The organism is Coxiella-like endosymbiont (genome assembly GCF_030643785.1).
Lineage (GTDB): Bacteria > Pseudomonadota > Gammaproteobacteria > Coxiellales > Coxiellaceae > Coxiella.
In genome coordinates this window covers 22,722-49,043 of sequence record NZ_CP094378.1, presented here as the reverse complement: position 1 = coordinate 49,043, position 26,322 = coordinate 22,722, and the positions used below count along the sequence as shown (strand labels likewise).

Genomic DNA, 26,322 nt, shown 5'->3' with positions numbered 1-26,322 from the left:
TCTATGATATAGAGACCTTAACTGAATTCAATCATCAGCTTGATGATCTCTAATGCTAAAATTAGAGAAAACCAAAACGTTTTAAAAAATGTCTTAAAAAATGACGGCATAAGAAATTCATTTTATTAGAAGAACTTAAGAAAGCGGTTGATCTGTTAGAACAATAAAACTATCCCCGTAAAATATCATGATCGTGAAACCAAAATCATAAAGGATAAAGAAAATATACTCATGGCATTAGGTAGTCATTCAGAAATTTTTTGATTGCGTACCTATAAACATACAGGATTAATAATGGTTAGGATTATTACCTTCGATGATGTGAAAAATTTAATTCGAAAGATAACTTTGGAGAAATTTTTTTCGCAGCTGATTGACAGATTAGAGTTGACGTTTTCCTGCTGGGATGAGTTTGAAAAGATGCCTCGCGTAGCTTCAACAGTAGAGAAAGGAGTTCTGGAGTTAATGCCTTTTTTGGGGAAGGATTATTATTCCGTCAAATATGTTAGTGGACACCCACATAATCCACAAGATAATAAACAAACAATTGTTGGAATTGGGATGCTGGCAGATGTGGCAACAGGCTATCCGCTTATGATAAGCGAGATGACGCTATTAACTGCTTTACGAACTGCTGCTACGGCTGCCTTAGCCTCTAAATATCTTGCTAAATCCAACTCCAGAACGTTCGCCATCATAGGCACTGGAGCGCAATCGGAATTTCAAGTGATTGCCTACAAAATTCTGTTTGATATTCAAACTATTAATTATTTTGATATCGATCTAAACGCAATGGGAAAATTTGCAAAAAATTTGTTGCCTTATGGTTTTGATTTGCAACAAAAGGAAAATGTAGAATCTAGTGTGAAAAATGCTGATATTATTACCACCCTTATTACCACTCTTACAGCTGCTCGAAAAGAATCAAAAATATTAAAAGAAGAATGGATAAAGCCAGGAATGACCATAAACGCTATTGGCGGAGATTGCCCAGGTAAAACGGAATTGGATCCCAAAATTCTAGAACAAAGTAAAATAGTTATTGAATTCCTCGAGCAATCTAAAGAGGAAGGAGAAATACAAAATTATAATTCCACGAACATTTATGCGGAATTATGGGAGTTAAGTCAAGGGAAAAAATTAGGACGCACTTCAAATGATGAAATTTTTGTTTTTGATTCTGTGGGATTTGCCTTAGAAGATTATGTGATCTTGCGGTTGGTATACAGTCTCGCAGAAGATTTTCATGTTGGGCATATGCTTGATATGGTTCCTGAAAGCAGAAATCCTAACGATTTATTTGGATTATTGTTTTGAATTCAGAATTTTCCTGAGATTTTTCATGAGATTAATTATTAATCTAACTGTTCCCGGTTAGTACTGGGCTTTTAAGTGCTGCTTTTTTAAGCAAAAGCAGGGGTGGGCTTTTTCGCTTTTGAAGATACTACCTAAGCTTCCTAAAACTAAGGCTTCCTAAAATGAGAATAGAAATTTCTTTAAAAAACGAGATTTCTCAGCTCGGAAATGAAAGCCATCCTGCGTTAAGAGCTAAGAAGGATTAGAGCGGAAACTCATTTTAGTCCTAATTTTTTTCTAGATAGTGGATATTTTGTGCTCTCTTATAAAAATCTTCGTCCTCCATCATCATCTGATGAAGCGGGACATTAGTTTTTATTCCTTCAATTACTAACTCAGTTAAGGCATTTTTCATGCGAGCAATAGCTTCGAGACGATTGTCATTGTAAGCGATTAATTTGCCGATGAGGGAATCGTAATAAGGAGGAACTTGATAATCGGTATAAAGGTGAGAATCCATACGCACGCCCAAACCCCCGGGGGCATGATAAGCGGTCACCACTCCAGGAGACGGCATAAAATTTTTAGGATCTTCAGCGTTGATGCGACATTCAATCGCGTGTCCTTTGATTTCAATATCTTTTTGTTTGTAACGTAAAGGGTGTCCCGCGGCCACACGAATTTGCTCTTTTACAATATCAATACCCGTAATCATTTCGGTAACGGGGTGTTCCACCTGAACCCGTGTGTTCATTTCGATAAAATAAAATTTGCCTTTTTCATAGAGAAATTCGAAGGTTCCGGCACCTCGATAATCTATAGTAATACAAGCTCGGACACACCGCTCGCCAATAGTGGCACGTTGTTCCGGTGTGATACCTGGGGCTGGAGCCTCTTCAATAACCTTCTGATGACGGCGTTGCATGGAACAGTCGCGTTCTCCCAGATGAATAGCATTCCCTTTACCATCTCCCAGCACTTGGATTTCGATGTGCCGGGGATTTTCAAGGTATTTTTCCATGTAAATTTCATCCGTGCCGAAAGCAGCGACTGCTTCTGTTCGCGTCAAAGCGATGAAATTTAATAAATCCACTTCTTGACGAACTACGCGCATCCCTCGACCGCCACCGCCTCCCGCGGCCTTAATTAAAACGGGATAAGCAATGCGGCGGGCAATTGCTATATTGGCATCGTTGTCCTTAGTTAGGGCACCATCGGAGCCAGGAATGCAAGGAAGACCGACTTCTTTCATCGCTTTAATGGCTGAGACTTTATTTCCCATAAGGTGGATAGTGTCATGGGAAGGCCCAATAAACGTAAATTCACTTTTTTCCACTTGCTCAGCAAAATTTGGATTTTCCGCAAGGAAGCCATAGCCTGGATGGATGGCATCAGCATGAACGATTTCAGCGGCTGAAATAACGGCCGGAATACTCAAATAGCTATTAGTACTATTGGACGGTCCAATACAAACCGCTTCATCAGCCAATCGTACGTGCATGAGATTTTGATCGGCAATAGAATAAACGGCTACTGTTTGGATACCCATTTCTTTACAGGCTCGGTGAATGCGTAAGGCAATTTCGCCACGGTTAGCGATTAATACTTTTTTAAACATGAAGATACCCCCGTCTAGTCTTGTTCAATGATAAAGAGTGGTTGATCAAACTCCACCGGCTGTTCATTTTCGACGAGGCGAGCGCTAATGACACCACTTTTGTCAGCTTCAATTTTATTAAACATCTTCATTGCTTCAATAAGGCACACGGTGTCGCCTATAGAAACCCGCTGTCCAACCTCTACGAAAGGCTTAGCTCCAGGGGTTGGTGATAAATAGATCGTCCCTAACATAGGAGATTTTAAAAAGTGACTTCTTAAGGTCCCTACGACAGGAGCTTCTTTCTTCGCTTCTGGTTGAGTAGAAATAGATCTAGCAGAGGGTGCCGGTGAACCCGCTAGCACAGTAGGCGTGGTGGGAGGAGGATCGATAGAAGATTGTTGTTGAGGAAATTGACTGATGCGCACCGATTCTTCGCCGGATTTTACTTCGATTTCTCCTACGCCTGTTTCATTGATCAATTCGATGAGTTTTTTAATTTTACGTATGTCCACGAAGAAGTTCCTTGTAATCTGTCAGCATACTTTTACCAAATCACTATCCCGCTTTTTACGAGAAATAACTGTGTCGGTAATTCTGCCTTACTCGGCCTTGATTGTCTAGAATTGAAAGTTATCGACTTATTCGCTACAGATCTCGGCAAGATATCGACTTTTTAGAGATTATTTGATCATAAAATACTCACATTAGGATCAGTTTTGTCCTATTTTTTGTCCTATTTTTAAATAAATGCACGTGTCCTACAATGATCCCATACCGCCCAAAAGCAAAGATCCTCATGATAAGGACTACATAAGGCGAAAGGAATTGTCCGAGATCTTTACTATTTTCTTTTTCGTTTTTTTCTCAAGAATTCGGTAACGCTAGAGCTCTCATTTTTAACTTTCATTTTTAACTTTATTTAAATGATTTAAAAATTTTGAAGCCGATATCTCACCTACACAATATGTGAGTTAGAGATCTCCTTACCATTGACATTAAGAAATAGGACAGTGTGGATGGGGCAATGACTCCAAAGTGTCTTTCCACTAATTGATTTTCTAAATTGTTGTGCGTGACATCTGCGCGCAACAAACGGAAAGGTTGTAGCGCTTTTTGCACTCTTGGATTTGCAAAGGTGAATTGGTCCATCTGTTTGGTTTGCAGGAAATGCACCAATCCGCGTAAAAATCAATTAGTATAGGTTGATTGTTGAGCTTGAGCTATTTTTACTTGTTGCTCGACTTCTGAAATGAATAAACTGAAATAAATCGCTCTTGACGATTCCATTTTTTTGTTTTTCTAACATTCCCGGAAAAGGGTGGAGCGGATGGAAAAGGGTGGAGCGGATTGGTATTTCCAGAAACTGCACTAATAACCAACGCAATTTCGTAAATAAATAAGATTAACCCCAGGGATTTTCGTATTTTTTACGAAGTTGTTTGTGTGGTTGAAAAGAGCATCTAACACCAGGGCAGAGCCGATAGCTAATGTACAACCCACAACAGTATGGTTATAATACTGACTGAGTAAAATATGGGCTAACATCAAAATAGCCATTTATCCATGGACCGAATTTGAATAATAATTTTGTGCTGGATAAACCAAAACCAAAAAAACTCGCTAATAAAATTAGGAATAAATTTTTATGCCCCAAGAGCTGGGTTACTTTATCTTCTTTGGCGTAGGTGTAATTTCTTTTTTTTAAATTTTTTAAAGAGATTGTTTTATCCGGAGCAATATCTACTGCTGAGGGATAAGTAGGTTGCATATAATTTCCAGCGAGATTGAGGATTACCGTTTTTGAAGTGGGGGGGATAACAATAACCTTAAATATTCCGAACAATCTTGATAAATTCCGAACAACCTTACAACCTTGATAATTTACCTGAAGGTAAGGTGTTGGTGGGCTTAATTTAATTATCGGAATAGGGATTTTTAATATAGCTAGCCCGAATAAACTAGCTAGCCCGAATAAACGGGCAGTTTTCCAAGCTTAATCTTTAGTAGCGTTCGCTTCCGGACAGAGCAGTTGTTCTAGGCGGTCTTCAGTCGATTTGGGTGAATCAAAAGAGACGGGATTGCGGTAAATAAATATAGAATCCCGGTTTTATGTGCCAAATGCCAATGATGGTTTGGTAATCTTTGGCCTGTGGCACTGAATTGAAACGTCTAATCAACAGGGATGGGGTTATTTAGGCATTTCAGCATTTATTGAGATAGAAAAAGAAAAATAGTCCTAAAGCGAATAAAAAAACCTCTCATTCCCTTATTCTAAATATCCTTCCCGATAAGCGCTAACTAAGCTGTCTCCTTGGGAACCATCGGCTGCAGCATCCGTATTCATTGACCACAAAATAGCGCCTCTGAGGTGTTGGATATGGATGAATTGGCAGGAGGGACTTCAATTCATCCAGGGATTCATACCCCACAAACTGCTTCGCGATGGGACTATAAACGTAAGAAGCAATAATTTGATTGCCTTGTGTAATGTTATAGTTCTAATAATTCTCCTCACTTTGTAAAACTCCTCACTTTGTAAAGTGGCCTTGATATATTTTGTAAGGCAACATACCGTCTTGATTATTCACATAACGGGCCGGAAAATGACTAGGACCCCCTCCGACCCCACCCAAGCTTGATCAAAGCCGGTATAGGAGAAGAACTTCCCCTTTCTACCCCTGAGAAGCCACAACCATAGGCCGCAATTTCGATTTGGAGTTTATTTGCAGGCACTCCATAATCCAATACTTGTTGAGTAATCTCCTCTACGCCGTAATTAATACTAGGAGTGGCTGAGAAAATTGGACTTTGTTGGAGGAGCATCACATGCGATAGCGTTCCAGAATCGCTGGTGTGATCCCAAGGACCGTTACGTACGGAGCAATTGTTTTAATCAACCACCTGGAAGAACACCCGAAACGAATTTATTAATGTATTGGAGTATTGGAGATAATCTTTATTTGTGGTAATGGTTACAGAAATATAAGTATTAACACCCAGGTGTTCCCGAGTTGCTTTAATTAAATTAAATAACTGATTATAGTCCGGTTAAGGTTTGTGAGGCATCGGGTTTTTGTGAACTATCAGGGTTAATTTGGATGTCGAAACCATAATCAACGCCATTGAGAGCTTTGATTTAATTTAACCAATTTTGCAGCGATGCTAAAAATGCCTCTTGGTTGGCAAAATAGATTGAAAGGTATCGGGTAGAAACCGAATTATTTTGAAATGGTATTAGCGCCACCAATGGAAATAATTTTTTTGTGTTATAGATCCTACGGCTAAATTTATAAAAGCGCCGAAATTATTCATTTGCTAGACGTCTTTATCTTTTTTAAAAAAGCTAAATGACAACTATCTGTCGAACAGTCTTGTTAAACAGCAGCGCAGGATCCTGTCGATGATTGCGAACAAAATCCTTGCCAGATGGCATATTTCAGGGATAGTTTTGCTGGCAGATTAGCCCGTAAATCGTCGAAATGTAAATGTCCGGCCAGAGCTTCTCGAAGGGAGAAAAGGGACACCATATTTTTGGCTCGTTTCAGAATTTGAATCCCACACTACTTGCAAAAATACATAGGCGATAACGTCAGATTTTTCTGCTTTATCCAACTTTTCATGCCTATTCCTCCTGTTTGTTTTTTCTTATCTGAACATATTTTAGCGACGATAGGAAATTACGAAATTAGACAATGAATTTATAATTAATTTCAAAAGATTAGAAAGAATTCTCTAAGGTGGATTACGTACCCGCGGCGCTAATCCATCCTACGTAGTCGATAACATTTGACGTAATACGAATGGTAAAATGCCGCCGTGGTGGTAATAAGCCAATTCATTTTCGGTGTCGATTCGACAATGCAGCGAAATTTTTTCAATAATTCCGCTTTTGCGCTTGATCGTCAAGACAACATACCTACTGGGACGTAAATTATTTTCTATGCCCGTGATGTCAATTACTTCGTTGCCTTCTAATTTTAAGCTTTTACGGTTAGCGCCATTTTTAAATTCGAGTGGTAAAACACCCATGCCGATTAAATTAGAACGATGGATGCGTTCAAAACTTTCCGCAATAACAGCTGTAACGCCCAACAATCGCGGACCCTTAGCAGCCCAATCACGAGAAGAGCCTGTGCCATACTCCTTCCCGGCGATTACTACCAGTGGAATATTTTCATCGCGGTATTTCATGGCCGCATCATAAATGGATAATTGCTCACCATCAGGAAGATGCTTGGTAAACCCACCCTCTACGTTCGACAGCATTTCGTTTCGAATTCGAATATTGGCAAAGGTGCCTCGCATCATCACTTCATGATTTCCCCGACGAGAACCGTAGGAATTAAAATCTTTAATTCTAATACCCTTTCCAATTAAATATTTACCGGCGGGACTGTCTGGTTTAATAGTACCTGCGGGAGAGATATGATCTGTTGTTACGCTGTCACCGAGAACCGCTAAAATACGTGCTCCTTTTATTTCTTTTAAAGGTTCGGGCTGGATTTTCATATTTTCAAAAAATGGAGGTTTTTTTATATACGTAGAATCTCCTTGCCACTCAAAAGTATTGCCAGCAGACACAGTAATACGTTGCCATTCACCATGGCCTTTAAACACATCCGTATATTCTTTACGAAACATTTCTTTGCGTACTTGCTGAACGGCTTTGGCAATTTCTGCATTCGACGGCCAGATGTTATGTAAATAAACAGGCTCGCTCTGAGCATTTACTCCCACTGGATCTTTAGTAAGATCAATTCGAGTAGTCCCAGCTAAGGCAAAAGCTACTACTAGCGGGGGCGAGGCTAACCAATTCGCTTTGACTAAAGGATGGATTCGGCCTTCGAAGTTACGATTGCCCGATAAAACAGCTGAAACAATTAAATCATTTTCTGTGATCGTTTTAGCGATCGTTTCAGGCAACGGCCCAGAGTTACCGATACAGGTGGTACAACCATAGCCTACTAAATAAAACCCAAGTTTTTCTAAGTAACTAATTAGTCTTGTTTTTTTTAAATAATCTGTGACTACTTTGGATCCCGGGGCCAGTGACGATTTGACCCAAGGCTTTCTTTGTAAGCCTTTTTCCACAGCTTTTTTGGCCAGAAGGCCTGCAGCAAGCATTACGCTGGGATTAGAGGTATTTGTGCAGCTGGTAATCGCTGCAATAATTACATCTCCATGGTGGAGATACATATCATCGGTGCTCTTGAATGCTTGGCCTAATTCTTGATCTCGTTTAGCCATCGTAACAAAATTTTCGGTGGCTTTTTTTAAAGCAGATAGCTCAACACCATCTTGCGGCCGCTTGGGACCTGCCAGGCTTGGTTCGACCATGGAAAGATCTAGGGAGAGCGTGTCGCTAAAAGAGGGTTCCGGCGTATTTTCGTCATACCAGGTGCTTTGTGCTTTAGAATAGGCTTTCACCAGTTCAATGACTTCAGGATCGCGACCGGTCAATTCCATGTATTTAATAGTTTCCGCATCGATGGGAAACAAACCGCAAGTAGCTCCATATTCCGGAGCCATATTGCTAATAGTTGCACGATCGGCGAGTGGAAGTGCGGCGAGACCCGGGCCATAAAACTCCACAAATTTCCTCACCACCCCTTTGTGCCGCAACATTTGAGTTACCGTTAAAACAAGATCAGTTGCAGTTACGCCTTCTCGTAATTTACCTAACAGACGAAAGCCGATCACTTCAGGAATTAACATAGAAATAGGTTGACCTAACATGGCCGCTTCTGCCTCTATGCCTCCCACGCCCCATCCGAGAACTCCCAGGCCATTGATCATAGTAGTATGACTGTCTGTCCCTACCACAGTGTCCGGATAGGCAAACAGTTTATCGCCCACGGGGCTGGACCATACTCCCCGCCCTAAATATTCCAAATTCACTTGATGGCAGATACCGGTTCCAGGGGGAACTAATTGGAAATGGCGGAATGATTGTTGTCCCCACTTTAAAAATGTATACCGCTCATAATTTCGCTGCATTTCTATATGTACATTATCCAGGAAAGCTTTTTCATTGCCGAATTCATCCACTTGGACCGAATGGTCAATGATAAGATCCACGGGACAGCGGGGATTAATTTTAGCTGGATCACCTTTCATGGCTGCCATAGCATCGCGCATGGCGGCTAAGTCCACAACGGCAGGAACGCCAGTAAAGTCTTGCATCAATACTCTAGCGGGCCGATAGGCAATTTCTCGGTCGGAGTGCTTTTCTTGCAGCCAATGCGCGAAAGCTTTGATATGGTCATGGGTAACTGTTTGGCCGTCTTCGTGACGTAATTGATTTTCTAGAAGAATTTTTAGTGAATACGGTAAGGAATGAATATTTGAAAGCCCTGCTTCTTCTGCTGCTGAAAGACTATGGTAGTAATAAGTTTTGCCATTAACGGTCAGTGTATGTAATGTTTTAAATGAATCCAGCATAAATAACCTCGCCACAGAAATCGAATTCGCGCTGAGCTTATCATAATCTTTTCTTTCACCCCAAACCTCCTCCGTTTCTGGAACTTGTCAATTTCGCTTTCCTCCACTTGCCAATTTCGTCTGTACAGAACTACCGCTAATACTCAAATTTTCTGCTTTCATTTTTGTTTTAACTTTTGCCCTTGGCCCTTGAATTTTTATTTTGGTGCCCCTATATGATCTAGTGATTGTAGCTCACACTTAATGAGCTCATTAAAGCGAAAAAAATTAGTTTAAATTATGGAGAGGAAGCATGAATATACGTCCATTACACGATCGAGTGGTGGTCCATCGCCTTGAAGAAAAAGAACGCACTTCAGCAGGTGGCATCGTCATTCCAGACTCTGCCGCTGAAAAACCTTCTGAAGGAAAAATCGTCGCGGTCGGCCCCGGCAAATTTGAAAATGGTGAGGTTCGCCCTTTGAATGTCAAAGTTGGCGATCGTATTTTGTTCGGCAAATACGCTGGCACCGAAGTCAAAGTTGGTGGCAAGGAATATGTTGTCATGCGAGAAGATGACATTATGGGTGTAATTGAAGAATAACCGACAGTGGAAATAAACAGTGGAAATAAAGAGGTAGAAGAAAAATGGCTGCAAAAGTTTTAAAGTTTTCTCATGAAGCATTACACGCAATGAGTCGTGGTGTGGATGTTTTAGCAAACGCCGTGAAGGTAACTTTGGGCCCTAAAGGCCGCAACGTTGTATTAGATAAATCATTTGGTGCTCCAACCGTTACTAAAGACGGTGTGAGTGTTGCTAAGGAAATTGAATTAAAAGATAAATTCGAAAATATGGGCGTCCAAATGGTTAAAGAAGTGGCTTCCCGCACTTCGGACGATGCTGGTGACGGCACGACAACTGCTACTGTATTAGCACAAGCTATTTTAGTAGAGGGCATCAAGGCCGTTATAGCCGGTATGAATCCGATGGATTTGAAACGCGGTATTGACAAAGCGGTAGCCGCTGCTGTTGCAGAATTGAAACAAATTTCTAAACCCTGCGAAGATAAAACCGCCATTGCTCAAGTAGGAACCATTTCAGCTAACTCAGATGAATCTATTGGTCAAATTATTGCTGATGCAATGGAAAAGGTGGGTAAAGAAGGTGTTATTACTGTAGAAGATGGCTCTGGGTTGGAAAATGAGTTGGAAGTAGTAGAAGGGATGCAGTTCGATCGTGGTTACCTGTCACCTTACTTCATCAACAATCAACAAAACATGAGCGCAGAACTTGAAAATCCATTTATTTTATTAGTAGACAAGAAGATTTCTAATATTCGTGAATTAATTTCGTTATTGGAAAACGTTGCAAAATCCGGTCGATCACTCTTAGTAGTGGCAGAAGATGTTGAAGGCGAAGCTTTAGCAACTTTAGTAGTGAATAACATCCGTGGGGTTGTGAAAGTAGCCGCTGTTAAGGCTCCAGGTTTTGGTGATCGTCGCAAAGCAATGCTGCAAGATATTGCTGTTTTGACTGGCGCTAAAGTGATTTCTGAAGAAGTTGGATTATCACTGGAATCAGCAACGCTGGGTGATTTAGGTTCCGCTAAACGTGTAGTGGTCACTAAAGAAGACACCACTATTATTGATGGCGCGGGCGATACTGGCAACATTAAAGACCGCGTAAAACAAATCCGAGTAGAAATTGAAGCAAGCACTTCCGATTATGATAAGGAGAAATTGCAAGAACGTCTGGCTAAATTAGCTGGTGGTGTTGCAGTAATTAAGGTGGGTGCTGCGACGGAAGTTGAAATGAAGGAGAAAAAAGCGCGCGTGGAAGATGCTCTTCATGCAACTCGCGCTGCTGTGGAAGAAGGGGTAGTACCTGGTGGTGGTGTGGCATTGATCCGCGTTATAAGGGCTTTGGAGGATATCAACGTGGACAATGAAGATCAACGCACGGGTGTTGAAATTGCCCGTCGCGCTATGGCTTATCCGATTTCTCAAATTATAAAAAATGCAGGAGAACAAGCCGCCGTTATCGCCGATAAGGTATTGAATCATAAGGATGTAAATTATGGTTACAATGCTGCTAAAGGCGAATATGGGAACATGATTGAGATGGGTATTCTCGATCCCACCAAGGTTACTCGCACGGCCTTACAAAATGCAGCTTCCATTGCGGGGCTCATGATTACTACGGAATGCATGGTGACTGAAGCTCCAAAAGAGAAAGAGGAACCTGTCGCTGGTGGTGATATGGGAGGAATGGGTGGTATGGGCGGCATGGGTGGCATGATGTAATTGCCCTCAAGGATTTTATCGCTAGAAAACCCTGCTTAAAGCAGGGTTTTTCTTTATTCTTAATTAAATCTCTGATTGCTGGCTTGGCATTCCTAGTCTTATCTAATATAATCCCTGCCATATGCTTCACCATATGCTTCAACGCACACCGCTCTACGAAGAGCATTCTCAAGCAAAGGCTCACTTTGTTGATTTTGCTGGTTGGGAAATGCCTCTCCATTATGGATCACAAATTGATGAGCATCACCGAGTGCGGCAGCATGTTGGTATTTTTGATGTTTCCCACATGGGAATTGTTGATATAAAAGGGGAAAATGCTACGTCTTTTCTGCGCTTTCTATTAGCTAATGATATTGCGAAACTTAAGGAGCTCGGTCGTGCGCTCTACAGCTGTATGTTGAACGACACTGGAGGAGTGATCGATGATCTTATTGTTTATTATTTATTCCACTCTCATTATCGACTCGTAATTAATGCAGCAACTCGAGAAAAAGATGTGGCTTGGATGAAAAAGCAAAGCCGACCTTATCAAGTGAGTGTTAACGAGCAGCCCAAAATGTGTATTATTGCCATTCAAGGCCCTGAGGTATTTTCCGTCGCTCAAAAGATTTTTGATGAAGCGATCAATGCAAAATTAACACAGCTTAAGTCCTTTCAATTTATTTTGTCAGATGATTTATTGATAGCTCGTACTGGATACACCGGGGAAGATGGGTTCGAAATGATTGTTCCCGATCCGCAAGCGCGCGAATTATGGCAAAAAGCGGTGCGTGGTGGAGCGAGACCTTGTGGGTTAGGAGCTCGAGATACCCTCCGTTTGGAGGCGGGGTTAAATTTATATGGTACCGACATGGATGAAACAACATCTCCCCTTTGTTCCAATCTCGGTTGGACAGTGTCTTGGGATGATCCCAATCGCAATTTTATCGGTCGTACCGCTTTAGAGAACCAATTAGACCGAGGCATTGAAGAACAGCTGGTTGGATTAATCATGGAAGAACCTGGTGTTTTGCGGAATCATCAAAAAATTCGGTTAAATAATCAGCAGAAAGGAGAAATTACCAGCGGTAGTTTTTCTCCTACCTTAAAACAGGCTGTTGCCTTGGCTCGTATTCCTAATGAGGAGTTTGAGGCCGCTTCTATCGAACGGCGAGGTAAACAAATTCCGCTTAAGATAATCAAGCCACCTTTTGTGCGTCGAGGTAAAAAAACCTTTTGAATAAAAAAATCTTTTGAAGGAGATAAGAATGGTAGAATTTCCTGCGGAACTACACTACAGCAAAAGTCATGAATGGGTAAGGAAGGAATCCGATGGTACTTTTACGGTAGGGGTTACGGATCATGCTCAGGAACAGCTAGGGGACCTCGTATTTGTTGAATTACCGGATGTCGATGGCCAAGTAGATGCTAGTGATGAAGTAGCTGTGGTGGAATCCGTAAAGACAGCAGCTGATGTTTATTCCCCTTTAACGGGTAAGGTGGTGGAAGTTAATGAAGCACTTCAAACGGACCCAGCCTTGGTAAATCGTGACCCTTACGGCGATGGTTGGCTTTATCGCATCAGACCTGATGACGAAAGTGAACTCGATGCGTTATTAAACGCTCCCGATTATGAAACCTTAACCCAGGAAAAATAATGCCTTTTATTCCCCATACACCTAACGATCAAAAGGAAATGTTAGCCCTTATAGGTGCTGATAACATTGAACGGTTATTTGATGAGATTCCTTCTAATTTAATGCGTGCCGCGCTCAAGCAGATTCCAGAAGGATTAAATGAAGCAGCTATTACCCACCTCATGGAGGAACGCGAGCCTCAAAAATCACTATGCTTTATTGGTGCCGGTGCTTATGAACACCACATTCCCGCGGCCGTGTGGGAAATTACCACGCGAGGAGAATTTTACACGGCATATACGCCTTATCAGGCTGAAGCCAGTCAAGGAAACTTGCAATTAATTTACGAATATCAAACCATGATGGCTGAATTGCTGGCCATGGACGTTTCTAATGCTTCTTTGTACGATGGCGCCAGCGCCTTAGCTGAAGCGGCGTTGATGGCAGTCCGCCTCAAGCGAGGCAAAACACGCCGCATTTTAGTCCCAGCCACTGTCCACCCAGCTTATCGACAAGTTCTGACATCAATTGTCCAACAGCAAAAAATTAGTGTCGAGGTTATTCCTTATGATCTTAAGCAAGGAATAGTAGATCACCAATGGCTAGGTACTGTGGATATGACAGATGTTACCGCTCTCATCATTCCGCAGCCTAATTTTTTTGGCGCTTTAGAAGCTGTAGATACGTTAACAGATTGGGCTCATGGACAGGATATTTTAGTTATTGCTAGCGTGAATCCCTTAGCAATGACTTTATTAAAACCGCCTGGACGGTGGGGGCGGCAACAAGGCGTGGACATCGCCTGTGGCGAAGGACAGCCTTTAGGGGTTCCTTTAGCCTCCGGTGGACCCTATTTTGGATTTATAGGTTGTAAGAAAGAATATGTGCGACAACTTCCGGGGAGAATCGTAGCAAGAACCGTTGATGGTGAGGGTCGTGAAGGATTTACTTTAACCCTACAAGCCCGCGAACAACACATTCGCCGTTCTAAAGCCACCTCAAATATTTGTACTAATCAAGGGTTGGTGGTAACCGCAGCTACTATTTATTTAAGTTTACTAGGAGCAAAAGGTTTACGTGAAGTGGCATTAGCGTCCCACACAAAAGCGCGGGATCTGTTTCAGCGTTTATCCGCTCTCAAAGAAATTACGCCGATATTTACTCGACCTATTTTTCATGAATTCGTAGTTCGATTGAAAAAACCGGTGGAAAAAGTGATTAGCCAAATGGATCAACGAGGGATTTTAGCCGGGTATTCTTTAAAAGAGGATTACCCTGAACTAGGGAATTGTCTGTTAATTTGTGTAACAGAAACGAAGACCAATGAGGATATAGCCTATTATGAGAAAGTTTTTCTTGAAATAATTTAACTCAATGGACTTTTCGATTACGATAGAAAACGAGTAAAAAATGCTAATTTTCGAAAAATCGCAAGAAAATCGACGTGCAGGATCGCAAAAAATTCAGGAAAAAATAGAAGCTCATGATATTCCGTCAGATTTATTACGTCGGGATTTACCGTATCTTCCCGAATTATCCGAACTTGAAGTGGTTCGACATTTCACCCAATTATCCACAGAAAATTTTTCAATTGATACGCATTTTTATCCGTTAGGTTCTTGCACAATGAAATACAACCCACGAGCAGCTAATCGATTAGCTTCGCTCCCAGGTTATTTAAAACGCCATCCGTTAACACCTGAGCTACAAAGCCAGTCTTTTTTGCAATGTCTTTATGAATTGCAAATTATGTTGGCAGATATCGCGGGAATGGAAAAAGTTTCGCTAACGTCTATGGCAGGTGCTCAAGGTGAATTTGCCGGCGTGTCAATGATAAAGGCGTATCATGAAAGTCGGGGTGATTATGAACGCACGGAAATGCTGGTACCTGAGGCTGCCCACGGCACCAATCCTGCTTCTGCCGCCATGTGCGGGTATAGTGTTAAAGAAGTGGCGACGACAACTGAAGGCGATATCGATCTTGAAAAATTGAAAAAAATGGTGGGGCCTAAAACGGCCGGTATTATGCTAACTAATCCTTCGACGTTGGGTGTATTTGAAAGGCAAATTATAGAAGTTTCCAAAATTATTCACGACGCTGGTGGCTTGCTTTATTACGATGGAGCAAATTTAAATGCGATTTTAGGAAAATATCGACCGGGTGATATGGGATTCGATGTCATGCATTTAAATTTGCATAAAACCTTTGCGACCCCGCACGGTGGGGGAGGTCCTGGAGCGGGTCCTGTAGCAGCTAGCAGAAGACTTGTAGAATTTTTACCAGTGCCAATGGTTGGAAAAAATGATGAGGGGTATTATTGGATCACACAAAAACACCGGCCAAAAACGATTGGCCGATTGTCGACTTTCATGGGTAATGCAGGTGTATTATTGCGAGCGTATATTTATTTGCGCATGTTAGGCAAGGAAGGAACTATTAGGGTCGCTGAATTTTCTACTTTAAATTCTAATTATTTAATGAAACGTTTAGCGCAGTTAGGATTTACTTTAGCTTTCCCGAATCGGCGTGCTTCTCATGAATTTATTGTGACAGTGAAACTGTTAACCCGGCAATACGGGATAACTGCATTGGATATCGCTAAGCGATTTTTAGATTACGGATTTCATGCGCCAACAATTTATTTTCCTTTATTAATTCCTGAATGTTTGTTAATCGAGCCCACCGAAACAGAAAGTAAACAGACTTTAGATCGTTTTATAGAAGCCTTACAGAAAATTTTGGTTGAGATAAAAGATAATTCTGAAATAGTGCAGAACGCACCGCATCGTCAGTCCGTGGGGCGATTGGATGAAGTTAAAGCGGCTCGCGATTTAGATCTTCGCTGGTGTCCTCCTCGGACTCCCAAAACTCTGCTTCCAAACTTATAAGAAGTCACGACAACTATTTTTAATTAAGGAACAAAAATAAAGTTCTCGCAGTAAAATGAGCACATTAATTTTGCTTACTAGAGCTTATTTATAGCTTATAGTTGTTGTGCTTGATTATAAAAGCTTTTAATTCTGAAACAGGTAGAACGCTTTACCTGCGGCGGGGAAGGGTGTAAGGGATTGGAGTGTTTCTTCAGCGAGCTTTTCCGTTTCGGTATTAGAATTAGTTTGGGTGAAAGATGAGATCCCTCCTGGGGGCCCCCATGTACTGGTATCATGAAGAAAAGCCATGCCTTACCGCACTTCCACAACACAACGATCAAGAAATTTTGCAAAAAGGGACACTCTAAAATGACCCTAATGTGGACTAGCCCGACCAGAGCAATAAAATTAAGAGCTTTTGATTTTCTTATCATACATAAACCATTTTATCCTGAAATTTATTGTATGATAATTACCAATACCCCCTGACTAGATCTCACAAAATGTTCTCTAAACCATACACTAAATGATCCAAGTCCATTACTTTTCGACACGCCAGAAAAACGCCAGGCATTGTGCAACTGCGGTCCGTTCCGTCATGGCGAATGGTCAGAGTTTCACCATTCCTGCCGAAAATTACGGATTGGTGGGAGAATAAACCGGGAAGACGAATAGAATGGATAGGCACGTTATTTTTTAATACTCCGCGAGCGTGGTTAGGAGGGGCTTCTTCTTTAGCTCCTTGAGAAGAAGCATCTACTTCCGACATCATTTGAGCGGTTTTGATTGCAGTGCCTGAAGGAGCATCCATTTTATGAGGATGATGCATTTCAATAATTTCAGCATCTGGGAAATAGTGGGTAGCGTCTCTGGCGTATTTCATCATCAAGATGGCGCCTAAAGAAAAATTGGGAGCAATTATTCCACCTATTTTTTTTACCTGACATTGTTTCGATAGAATACCAATCTGTTCTAAGGTTAATCCCGTAGTCCCAACTACGAGACGCGCACCCGCGTTGATAATTGTTTCTGTGTTAGTAAAAACCGCGTGAGGGGTAGTGAAGTCGATGACCACGTCTGCTTCCGTCGCTTTAATAATTTCCGTTAAATTATCTTGTCGTCCCGTTCCTGCAACTAAATTAAGATCAGATTGGGCCGTAATGCTCTCTTTAAGCACTTGGCCCATTTTACCGTTAATTCCATTGACAATAACGTTGATCATTTAGATTGGATCATTTAGTTTAGATTGGATCATTTAGATTGAAAATTTTTTGTTGCAAAGTCCCAATTGACTACATACCAAAAATTATTGACGTATTTGGGACGATCGTTGCGGTTATCAATGTAATAGGCATGTTCCCATACATCCCAGGTTAATAATGGTTTCTTACTCTCCGTCATGGGATTGCGAGCGTTTACTGTACTTAAGACTTCCAGTTTTCCATTTTTATCTTGGACTAACCACGCCCACCCGGAACCGAAATGATTATTAGCGGAATTGGTGAATTCTTCTTTAAACTTTTCTAATGACCCAAAACATTCTTTTAGCGCCAAAGCAAGATCGCCGCTCGGGTCTCCACCACCCTCTGGGCTCATACAATGCCAATAAAAGTTATGACTCCAGCTTTGGGCTGCATTGTTGAAAATGCCGCCATCGGATTGCATGATAATTTCTTCAAGGGATTTTTTTTCGAGGGGAGTGCCTTTAATGAGTTTGTTCAATTTGTCCACATAAGCACGATGATGTTTGCCATGATGGTATTCCATGGTTTCTTGAGAAATATAGGGTTCGAGGGCGTTTAACTTATAAGGCAGATTTGGTAGTTCAAAGGCCATTTTGAGTTTCCTTTTGATTGATTTAGAAGTTCTCAGCGAAAAACTGAACTTAGTGATTTTCCACTCATTGGCCACCGTGCTAGTAGCCCCAAAGATCACTAAACTCAGGTGTTCACCAGACCGACTATTAACATATTTTTATCGCTTGACTTTCGCACGATACCGCATTACAGGTGCAATTTCTAGTGGCAACCCCCGTGCGGTTAGAATGAGGAATCTATTCTTCGTGTTATTTGACAAATAACTAATATAACACTAAATTAGTACTAATTTAAATGTGGAGGTAGCATTATGGTAGTTTTAGTGGGTCATGAAGCCCCTGATTTTATGGTTCCTGCAGTGTTGGCGAATGGTGATATCGTAGAAAACTTTAATTTAACTGAAGCCATCCAAAACAAATACGGGCTGGTTTTCTTTTATCCTCTTAATTTTACATTCGTATGTCCTTCTGAGTTGATTGCTTTGGATCATGCGATTGATGAATTCCACAAACGCAATGTAGAGGTAGTGGCTGTTTCTATAGATTCACAGTTTGCCCATTATGTTTGGCGTAATGTTCCCATAGAAAAAGGTGGGATTGGACCTGTCCGGTATACTTTAGCTGCGGACGTTTCACATAGCATTTGCCGCAGCTATGGAGTAGAACATTCCGAAGCCGGCGTTGCTTTACGTGGCGCTTTTTTAATTGATAAGCAAGGAATTGTCCGATCTCAAATTGTAAATGACTTACCGTTGGGTCGAAGTATTCCGGAAATCCTGCGTATAGTGGATGCCCTCCAATTTACTGAAGAAAATGGTAAAGTTTGTCCGGCAAACTGGAAAAAAGGTGATGTTGGGATGCAGCCTTCTCCAGCAGGTGTTGCAAAATATTTGTCCGAAAATGCCGAAAATTTATAAACACAATTAATTTTTCCCTTGTTTTAAAGGGGGGACATTACTGTCGCCGTTTTTTTTCTGATATACTCGAATTTCCAATGGTTTTAAAAAATGGAGAGAAGTACTATCTCAAGAAAGAAGTCATTGCTTGAAAAAAGCAATTGGCTAATTGCCAACAAGAAGTAAAGAAGTGGCGTGCAAAAGCAGAAAAGGCGCAAAAAGAAATCGTCGATTTGAAAGCGAGCTATGTAAAAGCACTCGAAAAGGCGACAGAAATTAGTCATGAATAATTGGTCATGAATTGGGATTATTAGAAGCTGAAGAACGGGAGGCACGTTGTGCGGAAGATTGCTAATGCCGTTGTTAAATTTGAAAAGCAATATGCTATGAGCGCAAGCCGAACTACAATCTTAGCTCGGAGCTAGGATTAAAATAGATCGATCCGCAAATATTATATACAATCTGCGAAGCAGGAACGTCGTTCAACTCCAGTGAAACGCAGCAAACGCCTATCGCAAATGCGGTCCTCGGAAATGGAAGCACCTTAAACAGAACCCGTATCTGAAGCAGAGATTGTTACTTCGGAAGAAATCGGTTTACCCTTGCTCTCGTTCACTGCTTCTTTGGGCGACGATGGGAGAAGGGGAAGAGGAAGAGTGTTATTGCTCTTCACGCCGCCATCGTCGCCCAATTTTATTGATAATGTAACAAAATAATTCAGCTGCGCATTTGGCATCATAAATGGCAGAGTGTGCTTCATTTTTATCAAAAGGGATACGAGCCTCTCGTAGTGCTTTAGCGAGCACCGGTTTGCCAAATACGATAGCTGCTAAAGTAGCCGTATCAAAACAGGTAAACGCGTGAAAGGGAGATTTTTTTATCTTGCAACGCTTCATGGCCGCCTGGATAAAAGATAAATCAAAATGGGCGTTGTGGCCGACGAGCACTGCTCGGCGACAGCCGTGAGTCACCACAGCTTTTTCTACAAACACGAATAATTCCTGCAATGCTTTTTTTCTTCAATAGCAAAGCGAAAAGGGTGATAAGGGTCAATTCGCGTGATTTCTAACGACGCGGGATCTAAAGTAGCACCTTCGAAGGGCAGTACATGACAGGCAAATAATTCTTCAGGATATAATTTTTTTCTTGATTAATTTCAATTAAAACTGCAGCTATTTCCAATATAGGATTTTTAAGAGGTTCCAATCCACCCGTTTCAATATCAATAACAATGGGAAGATAACCGCCAAATCGCTCTTTTAAAGGGTCTGGATGGGGGTAGTTTTCGATCATAGGTTTTAATTTACGAGTCGTCTTTACTGAGAAATGTGACTAAGTCGCCAGTTCAATGTTTCACCTGCTAACAAGGGTACCACAGTATCTGAACCAAAGGATAAGGATTGAGCGACTTGCCAAGGCTGTTTAACTAAAGTAATTTTTGTGGCATTAAATGGCAAACCGTAGAATTGTGCACCAAAACGACTGGCAAAGCCTTCTAATTTGTCTAACGCATTATAGAGATCAAATAATTCTGTGTAAATTTCGATAGCGGCGGGGGCGTTGTAAATACCTGCAGCACCACAAGCCGATTCTTTTTTGTTTGCGAATGCGGAGCACTGTCGGTGCCTAAAAAGAATTTAGGATTGCCGCTAATAGCTGCTTTAATAAGCGCGGCTTGATCCCGGCTCGTTTTTAAAAGTGGCAAACAATAATAATGAGGGTGAAGGCCGCCTTTTAGTAAATGATTTCGGGTGAGCCAAAGATGATGAGGAGTAATAGTTGCTGCGAGTGTCGACACGGCTGTCTCAGTAATAAAATCTACCGCTATTTTGGTAGAGATATGTTCCAAAACCATTCGCAGATTGGGAAAATGTTTTAATAAAGGAATTAGTTCTCGTTCAATAAAAACAGCTTCTCGGTCGAAAATTTCGACGGTTGGATCGATGACTTCTCCATGGATCAACAAAGGCAGATTGACGGATTGAAGCACCTCTAAAATGGGATAAATTTTCTGCAAGCTTTTTACACCTGCTTGGGAATGAGTAGTAGCTCCTACAGGATAAAGTTTACAAGCCACAATAAAGTTCGATTGTTTGGCCGCTTTAATTTCCTTCGGTGATAAAGTATCGGTAAGATAGAGCGTCATTAAGGGAATGAATTTGGAATTAGTAGGGATGTGTTTTTTGATTCTTTCACAATATGCTTTAACTTGTGCCACTGTCGTCACGGGAGGAACTAAATTCGGCATAACAATGGCTCGCCCAAACCTAAGAGCAATATCGGTAACTGTTCGTCCAAGATGGGAATGATCACGTAAATGGCAGTGCCAATCATCGGGTTGAATTATTGTAATCTCATTCATTTTCAATTGCGCCCAATTCAAATGTTAGCGAGAAACACTGTATTTAAAAATTGATTCTAGCAAAACGCATTTAACCTGTGTATATTAACCCTTTCTTGAAAATCTCTCAGAAGGCTAGAAAAACTAAAAGGAGTTTGTTGTGAAATTTTTGGCTACGGTAAGCGTATTTCTTGCGAGTTTGTTGCTTATTTTTCCTATTGATGCTTAAATTATCTCCAATGATGAAGAAATAAAACACAGACTTCGATAAGCTACACACCAAGAAGAAGAGTTAGACCACGAAATAAATAATTTGAAAGCGGAATTGCATCACATTCAAAAGTCACAAAAAATAATTCCTTCCTCCACTACACACGCTTTAGTCTGAAAAGAAAAAGTGAAATTAGGTCAAGCCACCTTATGCCATCTTATGGTTAATTTGGCATGTTGCGATTTCGTCATGGAATTACTGTAACGGGCATCACCTTTACTCAGTTTAAAAAGTGCGTGTAATGCTGCTGATTTGCTCTACACCTATCCAAGTATGAACGAAAAGATTTGCTTTTAAAGATTTGCTTTTATTGAGACAGCGCCATTACTTCGAACAACATTTATGGATGGCCGGAGACACGCTTAACAAGTGAGCCATTATAGTTCTAAGTTGGGCGAATGGTAATTCGTATTGGAGTATGAGATTCTTCTGCCCCAAACACCGATAGCCGTGTCACCAATTCGCGGGTTTGTTTAAGTCGCGGTTTTGACCATTGGCAACCTCGATGTATTTCCAGTCTATTTCACGATAGGGAAAATGTATGATGTCCCTTATGGAAGATTCAGCAGCGCCATGTTAACGAAGCCGTTAACGGTTTCATTAATGCGGATTGAAACTCGGGTTGCTTGTTGTTAGGTTATACGCAGCAAGAACGGCTTTTATAGTTCTATTTATAGCTTTCAAGGATTCAACAATTCTCGTCCTAAGCGCTTTTTCTGTCAGGGCAGTGTAAATACCGGTTACCAAAATGATCATTTCTCCATTGGAACTGGGTATGTTATACCAATATTGCTCTCTGATTTGTAGGGGAATGCAAGATAAACGCATTAATCCATTTATAACCGCCTTTCTTGAAGGAAATATTCAGCAGGGCTACCTTAGCAGAGTTCGGCGGATTCGGAGTGACCTCCTGGAAGAGAGATCAACTACAACATTCAGTTCCTGGGGTAGATGGGCATATGGAAGTTATGAAAGGCCCATTTAATTTAATCCTGGAATATCTTTCTGTGACACGAACTTTTTTACCGCAAAACACCGTGACCTTCAAACGGCGTTGGGGCGTTTATTCGTCCGGCAACATGCCGAAATTGATTTCACCACGTATATTCATGATATAGCCCCGTTTTATTTGGATTTACCTATGGTCAAACTTTGGAAGCACTTGCTTTTAATTTACCAAAAAATAGTTATATCTTTTGTAGAGTTAGTACTTCTATTTGGAAAAATACAACGATGGGGCTTGAATATCGTCATAATAATTAACTACGACAGAACTTGTGCTGGCAAGCGTAACCGGTGTAGGTTTTCCTGTCCCCACAGCAAACATTGGCGGTACCCCGAAACATGGTTACCCTCCAATTTGGTGCCTATTTCTAAGATCACGTTCCTATCAAATAATGTGCCCCCAGCCTCTTTTTGAGGCTGGGGGTTTTTATTTTTATTTATTTTTAGCGGACCACTTACATTCCGCTAGAGACAATTTTTTTGTAAGCCTTTTCAAGGCTTCAATATAATCTTGCTCATCAGTAGCATATTATTTCGTTGGGTTTCCGTTGGGCTTCCCAAATAAAGGTAGCCATCATATCCATGATCAAACTTATGGGAGTCGCCCACTTACTCAGCAATTGTTGATAATAAAATTTGATTCTCGAGGGACGATCCATATTCAATTGTTCCAAGAGCCCTAAATACAAACTCATATGTAAAAAAAGATTCGTATCAGTGGTGTAGTTTTGATGAAGTTGTTCATTCGGATTATCCAAAACGCTGTGATATTCGTGGTGAACTGGGATCACTGAAATTAGTTAATTTTCCAGTGGGAAGAGGCTCTTTTTTTATTATATTTTTCCCAGGTGGCGAAAAATATTTTTCGTAGATGATCGCGTTCGCTCATCATTTTAATAAATTAAATTGTTTTGTGGGGGTATTCACATAAATCATTAATAAAACACTCGTGGCATTTAGGATGACGTGCGATACATATATAACGACCATGTAAAACGAGCCAATGATGAGCATCAACGAAATATTTTTTAGGAATCACCTCCATTAATTTATTTTCAACGGCTAACGGTGTCTTTCCAGGAGCTAAGCCGGTACGATTAGCTACGCGAAAAATATGAGTATCAACGGCAATAACAGAATGGCCAAAGGCAGTATTTAAAATAACATTTGCTGTTTTGCGACCAACACCCGGTAGTGCTTCAAGTTCTTCTCGTGTTAGGGGTATTTGCGAATGATATTTTTCTACCAATATTTTGCAAGTTTTGATGATATTTTTAGCTTTGGTGTTATATAAGCCAATAGATTTAATATGGTTCTTTAAACCTTCTTCCCCGAGATTCAAAATTTTTAAAGGCGTATTCGCTACTTTAAATAGCTCTTTAGTGCTTTTGTTAACACTTACATCGGTAGCTTGGGCGGACAACATTACTGCAATTAATAATTCAAATTCCGAACGATAAATTAATTCCGAAGTGGGTTTCGCATTTCGAGCTTTAAAACGGAAAAAATTTTTTCGCGTTCACTTTCATTCATGACATTTTCCTTTTTGCCTGAACGCGAGCTACGGCAGTCCGAATAGCCATTTGACGAGCTTCTAATGTTTGCTTAGATATATTGGTTAATTTAGCCTCCTGATATTTGCGTTGTTGTTCAATTTTATCTCGCACAAGCCTTTTTTGACGTTTTTCATAACGTAAGCGCCATTTGTGCGCGTGCTGTTTTTGTTCTTCAACGGTAATAGGGGGAAGTATTTTTATTTCAATGCAATCCATAGGGCAGGGTGGGAGGCACCGTTCACAGCCGGTGCACGCATCGGTAATTATTGTGTGCATAAGCTTTGAAGCACCGACAATTGCGTCGGTGGGGCAAGCTTGGATGCATTTGGTGCAGCCAATACATTCCTCTTCACGAATGATGGCTATGGCTGGCAGCTTGGCTTTTTTCTCCATCTTGTCCCTATAGGGAGCAGGGTCCTGACCTAAGCAAGTGGCTATATTGATAAGTGTGTCGATTCCACCCGGTAAACAATGGTCTATCGTAGTTTCGTTATGCACAATTGCTGTGGCGTAAGGACGGCACGCCTTGTAGTTGCACAAACCGCATTGTGTTTGAGGCAATAAGTCATCTAGTTTATTAATTAATTCTTCTTTTGTGTTCATTGAGTTAATTGGGCAGTGGTATCAGGAGTTATTCTTTGCATTAAGGGTTTAAATGGATTGATGGAATGGTTAAGTAACGGTTCTTTTAAATTTGCGAAATTTAATTCATCACAATTGAGAAATATTTCTACCTTTTTAGCAGTGTTTGGTAAAATAGGTTTTAAATAAGTGGTGAGCACTTTAAATAAATTTAATCCTTGCGTACAGACGGCTTGAACGTGATTTTCTTTCCCCACTTCTTTTGCCAACGCCCATGGTTTTTCTCCATTGATATATTGGTTAGCCTGATCAGCGAGTGTCATAATTGTACGCATAGCTTTGTTATAATTTAAGGTTTCATAACATTTTGTAATGGTTTTTTCGGCTTCTATAAAAGATTCATAGAGCGAGAATTTTGGTAGTTCGTTAGCTAATTTACCTTCATGATTTTTAGTGACGAAACCGGCACACCGGCTGGCTAGGTTAACATATTTACCAATTAGATCCGCATTGACACGTTGGGTAAAATCCTCCAGATTAAAATCGATATCTTCCACTTGGGGTCCTAGCTTAGCGGCAAAATAATATCGTAAGTATTCGGGATTCAATCGTTCTAAATATTGACGAGCAGTGATGAATGTCCTCCGAGATTTTGACATTTTCTGACCGTTAATAGTGAGATAACCGTGGACATGAATTCCTGTGGGCAAACGAAAACCTGCACTAGCGAGTATGGCTGGCCAAAAAAGAGCATGAAAATAAACGATATCTTTTCCTATGAAATGATAAAGTTCAGCTGAACTGTCTCTTTGCCAATAGAAATCAAAATTAATTTCGGGGCGTTGCTTAGTAAGGTTTTTTAAACTAGCCATGTAGCCAACGGGCGCATCTAACCATACATAAAAATATTTATCAGCCGAACCTGGAATTTCAAAACCAAAATAAGGAGCATCGCGAGAAATATCCCAAGCTTTAAGGTCATTTGAAAACCATTCTTTTAATTTATTCGCCACTTTGGGTTGCAAATGACCCCCATTGATCCATTTATTTAATAAATTGCTATACCGATTTAAAGAAAAAAGAAATGTTCCGAGCGCTTTTGTATGGGTTTAGTACCCGATAAAGCGGAAACGGGGTCAATTAATTCTGTGGGGCTATAAGTAGCACCACACGATTCGCAAACATCACCGTATTGATTGGGTGAGCCACAACGAGGACAGGTTCCGCGAATAAAACGGTCAGGGAGAAATATATTTTGTACTGAGTCATAGACTTGTGAAATGGTTTCCGTGAAAATGTCCCCATTATTTTTTAATTGCTGATATATGAATTCTGATAATTTACGATTTTCAGGAGAATGAGTTGTATAAAAGTTATCAAAATCAATTAAAAAATCCGCAAAATCTTTGGCATGTTCTTTATACGTGTTAGCTACTAGAACTTCGGGAGGAATGCCCTGTTTTTGCGCAGTAACCATAATAGCGGTCCCATGAGCATCTTCCCCACAAATATAAAGACAGGAATTACCCATGAGGCGCTGGAAGCATACCCAAATATCCGCCTGAATATACTCCACCATGTGTCCTAGATGGATAGGGCCGTTAGCATAGGGAAGAGCGGCAGTAACTAGGATGTGTCGTTTTTTTGTGTTCATAGATCAGACACTATACTCATTTTATCAGGGATTTTCATCTGGAAGTTGTTAGTTAGGCCCAGTGCGGTAATCTACCATTTCCGCTTTGGAGAAA

At 40.8% G+C, this 26,322-nt stretch carries 19 protein-coding genes and 4 pseudogenes; 9 read left to right on the top strand and 14 right to left on the bottom strand.

The window, feature by feature from the left end:
• Positions 1-294 precede the first annotated feature (294 nt).
• Positions 295-1,317: an ornithine cyclodeaminase gene (gene ocd / locus MRH55_RS00230; RefSeq protein WP_304985545.1), complete on the top strand. Its 1,023-nt coding sequence runs from the start codon at positions 295-297 to the stop codon at positions 1,315-1,317.
• Positions 1,318-1,582: 265 nt separating this feature from the next.
• Here ocd and accC read toward each other — a convergent pair whose 3' ends face one another.
• From accC to acnA, 6 genes are all read right to left on the bottom strand, one after another.
• Positions 1,583-2,914 (bottom strand): acetyl-CoA carboxylase biotin carboxylase subunit, encoded by a 1,332-nt coding sequence (accC, locus tag MRH55_RS00225; protein ID WP_304985544.1) that lies wholly within the window; start codon positions 2,912-2,914, stop codon positions 1,583-1,585.
• A 14-nt stretch (positions 2,915-2,928) separates the two neighbouring features.
• The gene (gene accB / locus MRH55_RS00220; RefSeq protein WP_304985543.1) at positions 2,929-3,408 is read right to left on the bottom strand and encodes an acetyl-CoA carboxylase biotin carboxyl carrier protein; all 480 of its coding nucleotides are present in this window, start codon (positions 3,406-3,408) and stop codon (positions 2,929-2,931) included.
• 546 nt (positions 3,409-3,954) lie between these two features.
• Positions 3,955-4,089, bottom strand: a complete 135-nt coding sequence (locus tag MRH55_RS07395; RefSeq protein WP_369421563.1) for a thioredoxin domain-containing protein — start codon at positions 4,087-4,089, stop codon at positions 3,955-3,957.
• A 317-nt stretch (positions 4,090-4,406) separates the two neighbouring features.
• Positions 4,407-4,664 carry a hypothetical protein gene (locus MRH55_RS00215; protein ID WP_304985542.1) on the bottom strand — a complete coding sequence of 86 codons (258 nt, stop codon included), beginning with the start codon at positions 4,662-4,664 and terminating at the stop codon, positions 4,407-4,409.
• A gap of 839 nt (positions 4,665-5,503) precedes the next feature.
• Positions 5,504-5,719, bottom strand: coding sequence for a hypothetical protein (locus MRH55_RS00210; RefSeq protein ID WP_304985541.1), 216 nt, complete (start codon positions 5,717-5,719; stop codon positions 5,504-5,506).
• 945 nt (positions 5,720-6,664) lie between these two features.
• On the bottom strand, positions 6,665-9,337 hold the full coding sequence (gene acnA, locus MRH55_RS00205; protein WP_304985540.1) for an aconitate hydratase AcnA: 2,673 nt from the start codon (positions 9,335-9,337) through the stop codon (positions 6,665-6,667).
• 292 nt (positions 9,338-9,629) lie between these two features.
• On the opposite strand from acnA, the gene MRH55_RS00200 reads away from it, so the two are divergent.
• From MRH55_RS00200 to gcvPB, 6 genes are all read left to right on the top strand, one after another.
• Positions 9,630-9,920, top strand: coding sequence for a co-chaperone GroES (locus MRH55_RS00200; RefSeq protein ID WP_304985539.1), 291 nt, complete (start codon positions 9,630-9,632; stop codon positions 9,918-9,920).
• A gap of 44 nt (positions 9,921-9,964) precedes the next feature.
• Entirely contained in the window at positions 9,965-11,620 is a 1,656-nt protein-coding gene (gene groL / locus MRH55_RS00195) for a chaperonin GroEL (protein WP_304985538.1), read from the top strand.
• A gap of 121 nt (positions 11,621-11,741) precedes the next feature.
• Positions 11,742-12,839, top strand: a complete 1,098-nt coding sequence (gene gcvT / locus MRH55_RS00190) for a glycine cleavage system aminomethyltransferase GcvT (protein WP_304985537.1) — start codon at positions 11,742-11,744, stop codon at positions 12,837-12,839.
• 28 nt (positions 12,840-12,867) lie between these two features.
• Positions 12,868-13,257: a glycine cleavage system protein GcvH gene (gcvH, locus tag MRH55_RS00185; RefSeq protein ID WP_304985536.1), complete on the top strand. Its 390-nt coding sequence runs from the start codon at positions 12,868-12,870 to the stop codon at positions 13,255-13,257.
• Positions 13,257-14,606 (top strand): aminomethyl-transferring glycine dehydrogenase subunit GcvPA, encoded by a 1,350-nt coding sequence (gcvPA, locus tag MRH55_RS00180; RefSeq protein ID WP_304985535.1) that lies wholly within the window; start codon positions 13,257-13,259, stop codon positions 14,604-14,606. The genes gcvH and gcvPA overlap by 1 nt, the downstream gene beginning before the upstream one ends.
• A 40-nt stretch (positions 14,607-14,646) precedes the next feature.
• Complete coding sequence (gcvPB, locus tag MRH55_RS00175; RefSeq protein ID WP_304985534.1) at positions 14,647-16,125, top strand: aminomethyl-transferring glycine dehydrogenase subunit GcvPB; 1,479 nt, start codon at positions 14,647-14,649, stop codon at positions 16,123-16,125.
• A gap of 478 nt (positions 16,126-16,603) precedes the next feature.
• Here gcvPB and dapB read toward each other — a convergent pair whose 3' ends face one another.
• Both dapB and MRH55_RS00165 read right to left on the bottom strand, forming a co-directional pair.
• Entirely contained in the window at positions 16,604-17,329 is a 726-nt protein-coding gene (dapB, locus tag MRH55_RS00170; RefSeq protein WP_304985533.1) for a 4-hydroxy-tetrahydrodipicolinate reductase, read from the bottom strand.
• Between the two features lie 29 nt (positions 17,330-17,358).
• On the bottom strand, positions 17,359-17,943 hold the full coding sequence (locus tag MRH55_RS00165) for a superoxide dismutase (RefSeq protein ID WP_304985532.1): 585 nt from the start codon (positions 17,941-17,943) through the stop codon (positions 17,359-17,361).
• Positions 17,944-18,234: 291 nt separating this feature from the next.
• Between MRH55_RS00165 and MRH55_RS00160 the strand changes: the two genes are divergently transcribed.
• Together MRH55_RS00160 and MRH55_RS00155 are read left to right on the top strand one after the other, a co-directional pair.
• Positions 18,235-18,840, top strand: a complete 606-nt coding sequence (locus MRH55_RS00160; RefSeq protein ID WP_304985531.1) for a peroxiredoxin — start codon at positions 18,235-18,237, stop codon at positions 18,838-18,840.
• A 140-nt stretch (positions 18,841-18,980) separates the two neighbouring features.
• Positions 18,981-19,109, top strand: coding sequence for a hypothetical protein (locus tag MRH55_RS00155; RefSeq protein WP_304985530.1), 129 nt, complete (start codon positions 18,981-18,983; stop codon positions 19,107-19,109).
• A gap of 369 nt (positions 19,110-19,478) precedes the next feature.
• Here the strand turns inward: MRH55_RS00155 and rnt are convergent.
• From rnt to metG, 6 genes and pseudogenes are all read right to left on the bottom strand, one after another.
• Positions 19,479-20,112: pseudogene (gene rnt / locus MRH55_RS00150) on the bottom strand (ribonuclease T).
• 23 nt (positions 20,113-20,135) lie between these two features.
• Positions 20,136-21,181 (bottom strand): annotated as a pseudogene (gene pyrC / locus MRH55_RS00145) (dihydroorotase).
• Between the two features lie 1,773 nt (positions 21,182-22,954).
• Positions 22,955-23,227 (bottom strand): DUF1841 family protein, encoded by a 273-nt coding sequence (locus MRH55_RS07390; RefSeq protein ID WP_369421200.1) that lies wholly within the window; start codon positions 23,225-23,227, stop codon positions 22,955-22,957.
• Positions 23,228-23,337: 110 nt separating this feature from the next.
• Positions 23,338-23,969 (bottom strand): annotated as a pseudogene (gene nth, locus MRH55_RS00140) (endonuclease III).
• The gene (locus tag MRH55_RS00135) at positions 23,966-24,595 is read right to left on the bottom strand and encodes an RnfABCDGE type electron transport complex subunit B (RefSeq protein ID WP_304985529.1); all 630 of its coding nucleotides are present in this window, start codon (positions 24,593-24,595) and stop codon (positions 23,966-23,968) included. The pseudogene nth and the gene MRH55_RS00135 overlap by 4 nt, the downstream one beginning before the upstream one ends.
• A pseudogene (gene metG / locus MRH55_RS00130) lies at positions 24,592-26,228 on the bottom strand (methionine--tRNA ligase). The gene MRH55_RS00135 and the pseudogene metG overlap by 4 nt, the downstream one beginning before the upstream one ends.
• Positions 26,229-26,322: the final 94 nt, after the last annotated feature.

Coding starts and splice junctions, on each gene's coding strand:
- acnA (WP_304985540.1), bottom strand. CDS start 9,337: ATGCTGGATTCATTTAAAACATTACATACACTGACCGTTAATGGCAAA.
- gcvPB (WP_304985534.1), top strand. CDS start 14,647: ATGCTAATTTTCGAAAAATCGCAAGAAAATCGACGTGCAGGATCGCAA.
- MRH55_RS00160 (WP_304985531.1), top strand. CDS start 18,235: ATGGTAGTTTTAGTGGGTCATGAAGCCCCTGATTTTATGGTTCCTGCA.
- ocd (WP_304985545.1), top strand. CDS start 295: ATGGTTAGGATTATTACCTTCGATGATGTGAAAAATTTAATTCGAAAG.
- gcvH (WP_304985536.1), top strand. CDS start 12,868: ATGGTAGAATTTCCTGCGGAACTACACTACAGCAAAAGTCATGAATGG.
- MRH55_RS00215 (WP_304985542.1), bottom strand. CDS start 4,664: ATGCAACCTACTTATCCCTCAGCAGTAGATATTGCTCCGGATAAAACA.
- MRH55_RS00165 (WP_304985532.1), bottom strand. CDS start 17,943: ATGGCCTTTGAACTACCAAATCTGCCTTATAAGTTAAACGCCCTCGAA.
- groL (WP_304985538.1), top strand. CDS start 9,965: ATGGCTGCAAAAGTTTTAAAGTTTTCTCATGAAGCATTACACGCAATG.
- accC (WP_304985544.1), bottom strand. CDS start 2,914: ATGTTTAAAAAAGTATTAATCGCTAACCGTGGCGAAATTGCCTTACGC.
- MRH55_RS00210 (WP_304985541.1), bottom strand. CDS start 5,719: ATGCTCCTCCAACAAAGTCCAATTTTCTCAGCCACTCCTAGTATTAAT.
- gcvT (WP_304985537.1), top strand. CDS start 11,742: ATGCTTCACCATATGCTTCAACGCACACCGCTCTACGAAGAGCATTCT.
- MRH55_RS00135 (WP_304985529.1), bottom strand. CDS start 24,595: ATGAACACAAAAGAAGAATTAATTAATAAACTAGATGACTTATTGCCT.
- gcvPA (WP_304985535.1), top strand. CDS start 13,257: ATGCCTTTTATTCCCCATACACCTAACGATCAAAAGGAAATGTTAGCC.
- dapB (WP_304985533.1), bottom strand. CDS start 17,329: ATGATCAACGTTATTGTCAATGGAATTAACGGTAAAATGGGCCAAGTG.
- MRH55_RS00200 (WP_304985539.1), top strand. CDS start 9,630: ATGAATATACGTCCATTACACGATCGAGTGGTGGTCCATCGCCTTGAA.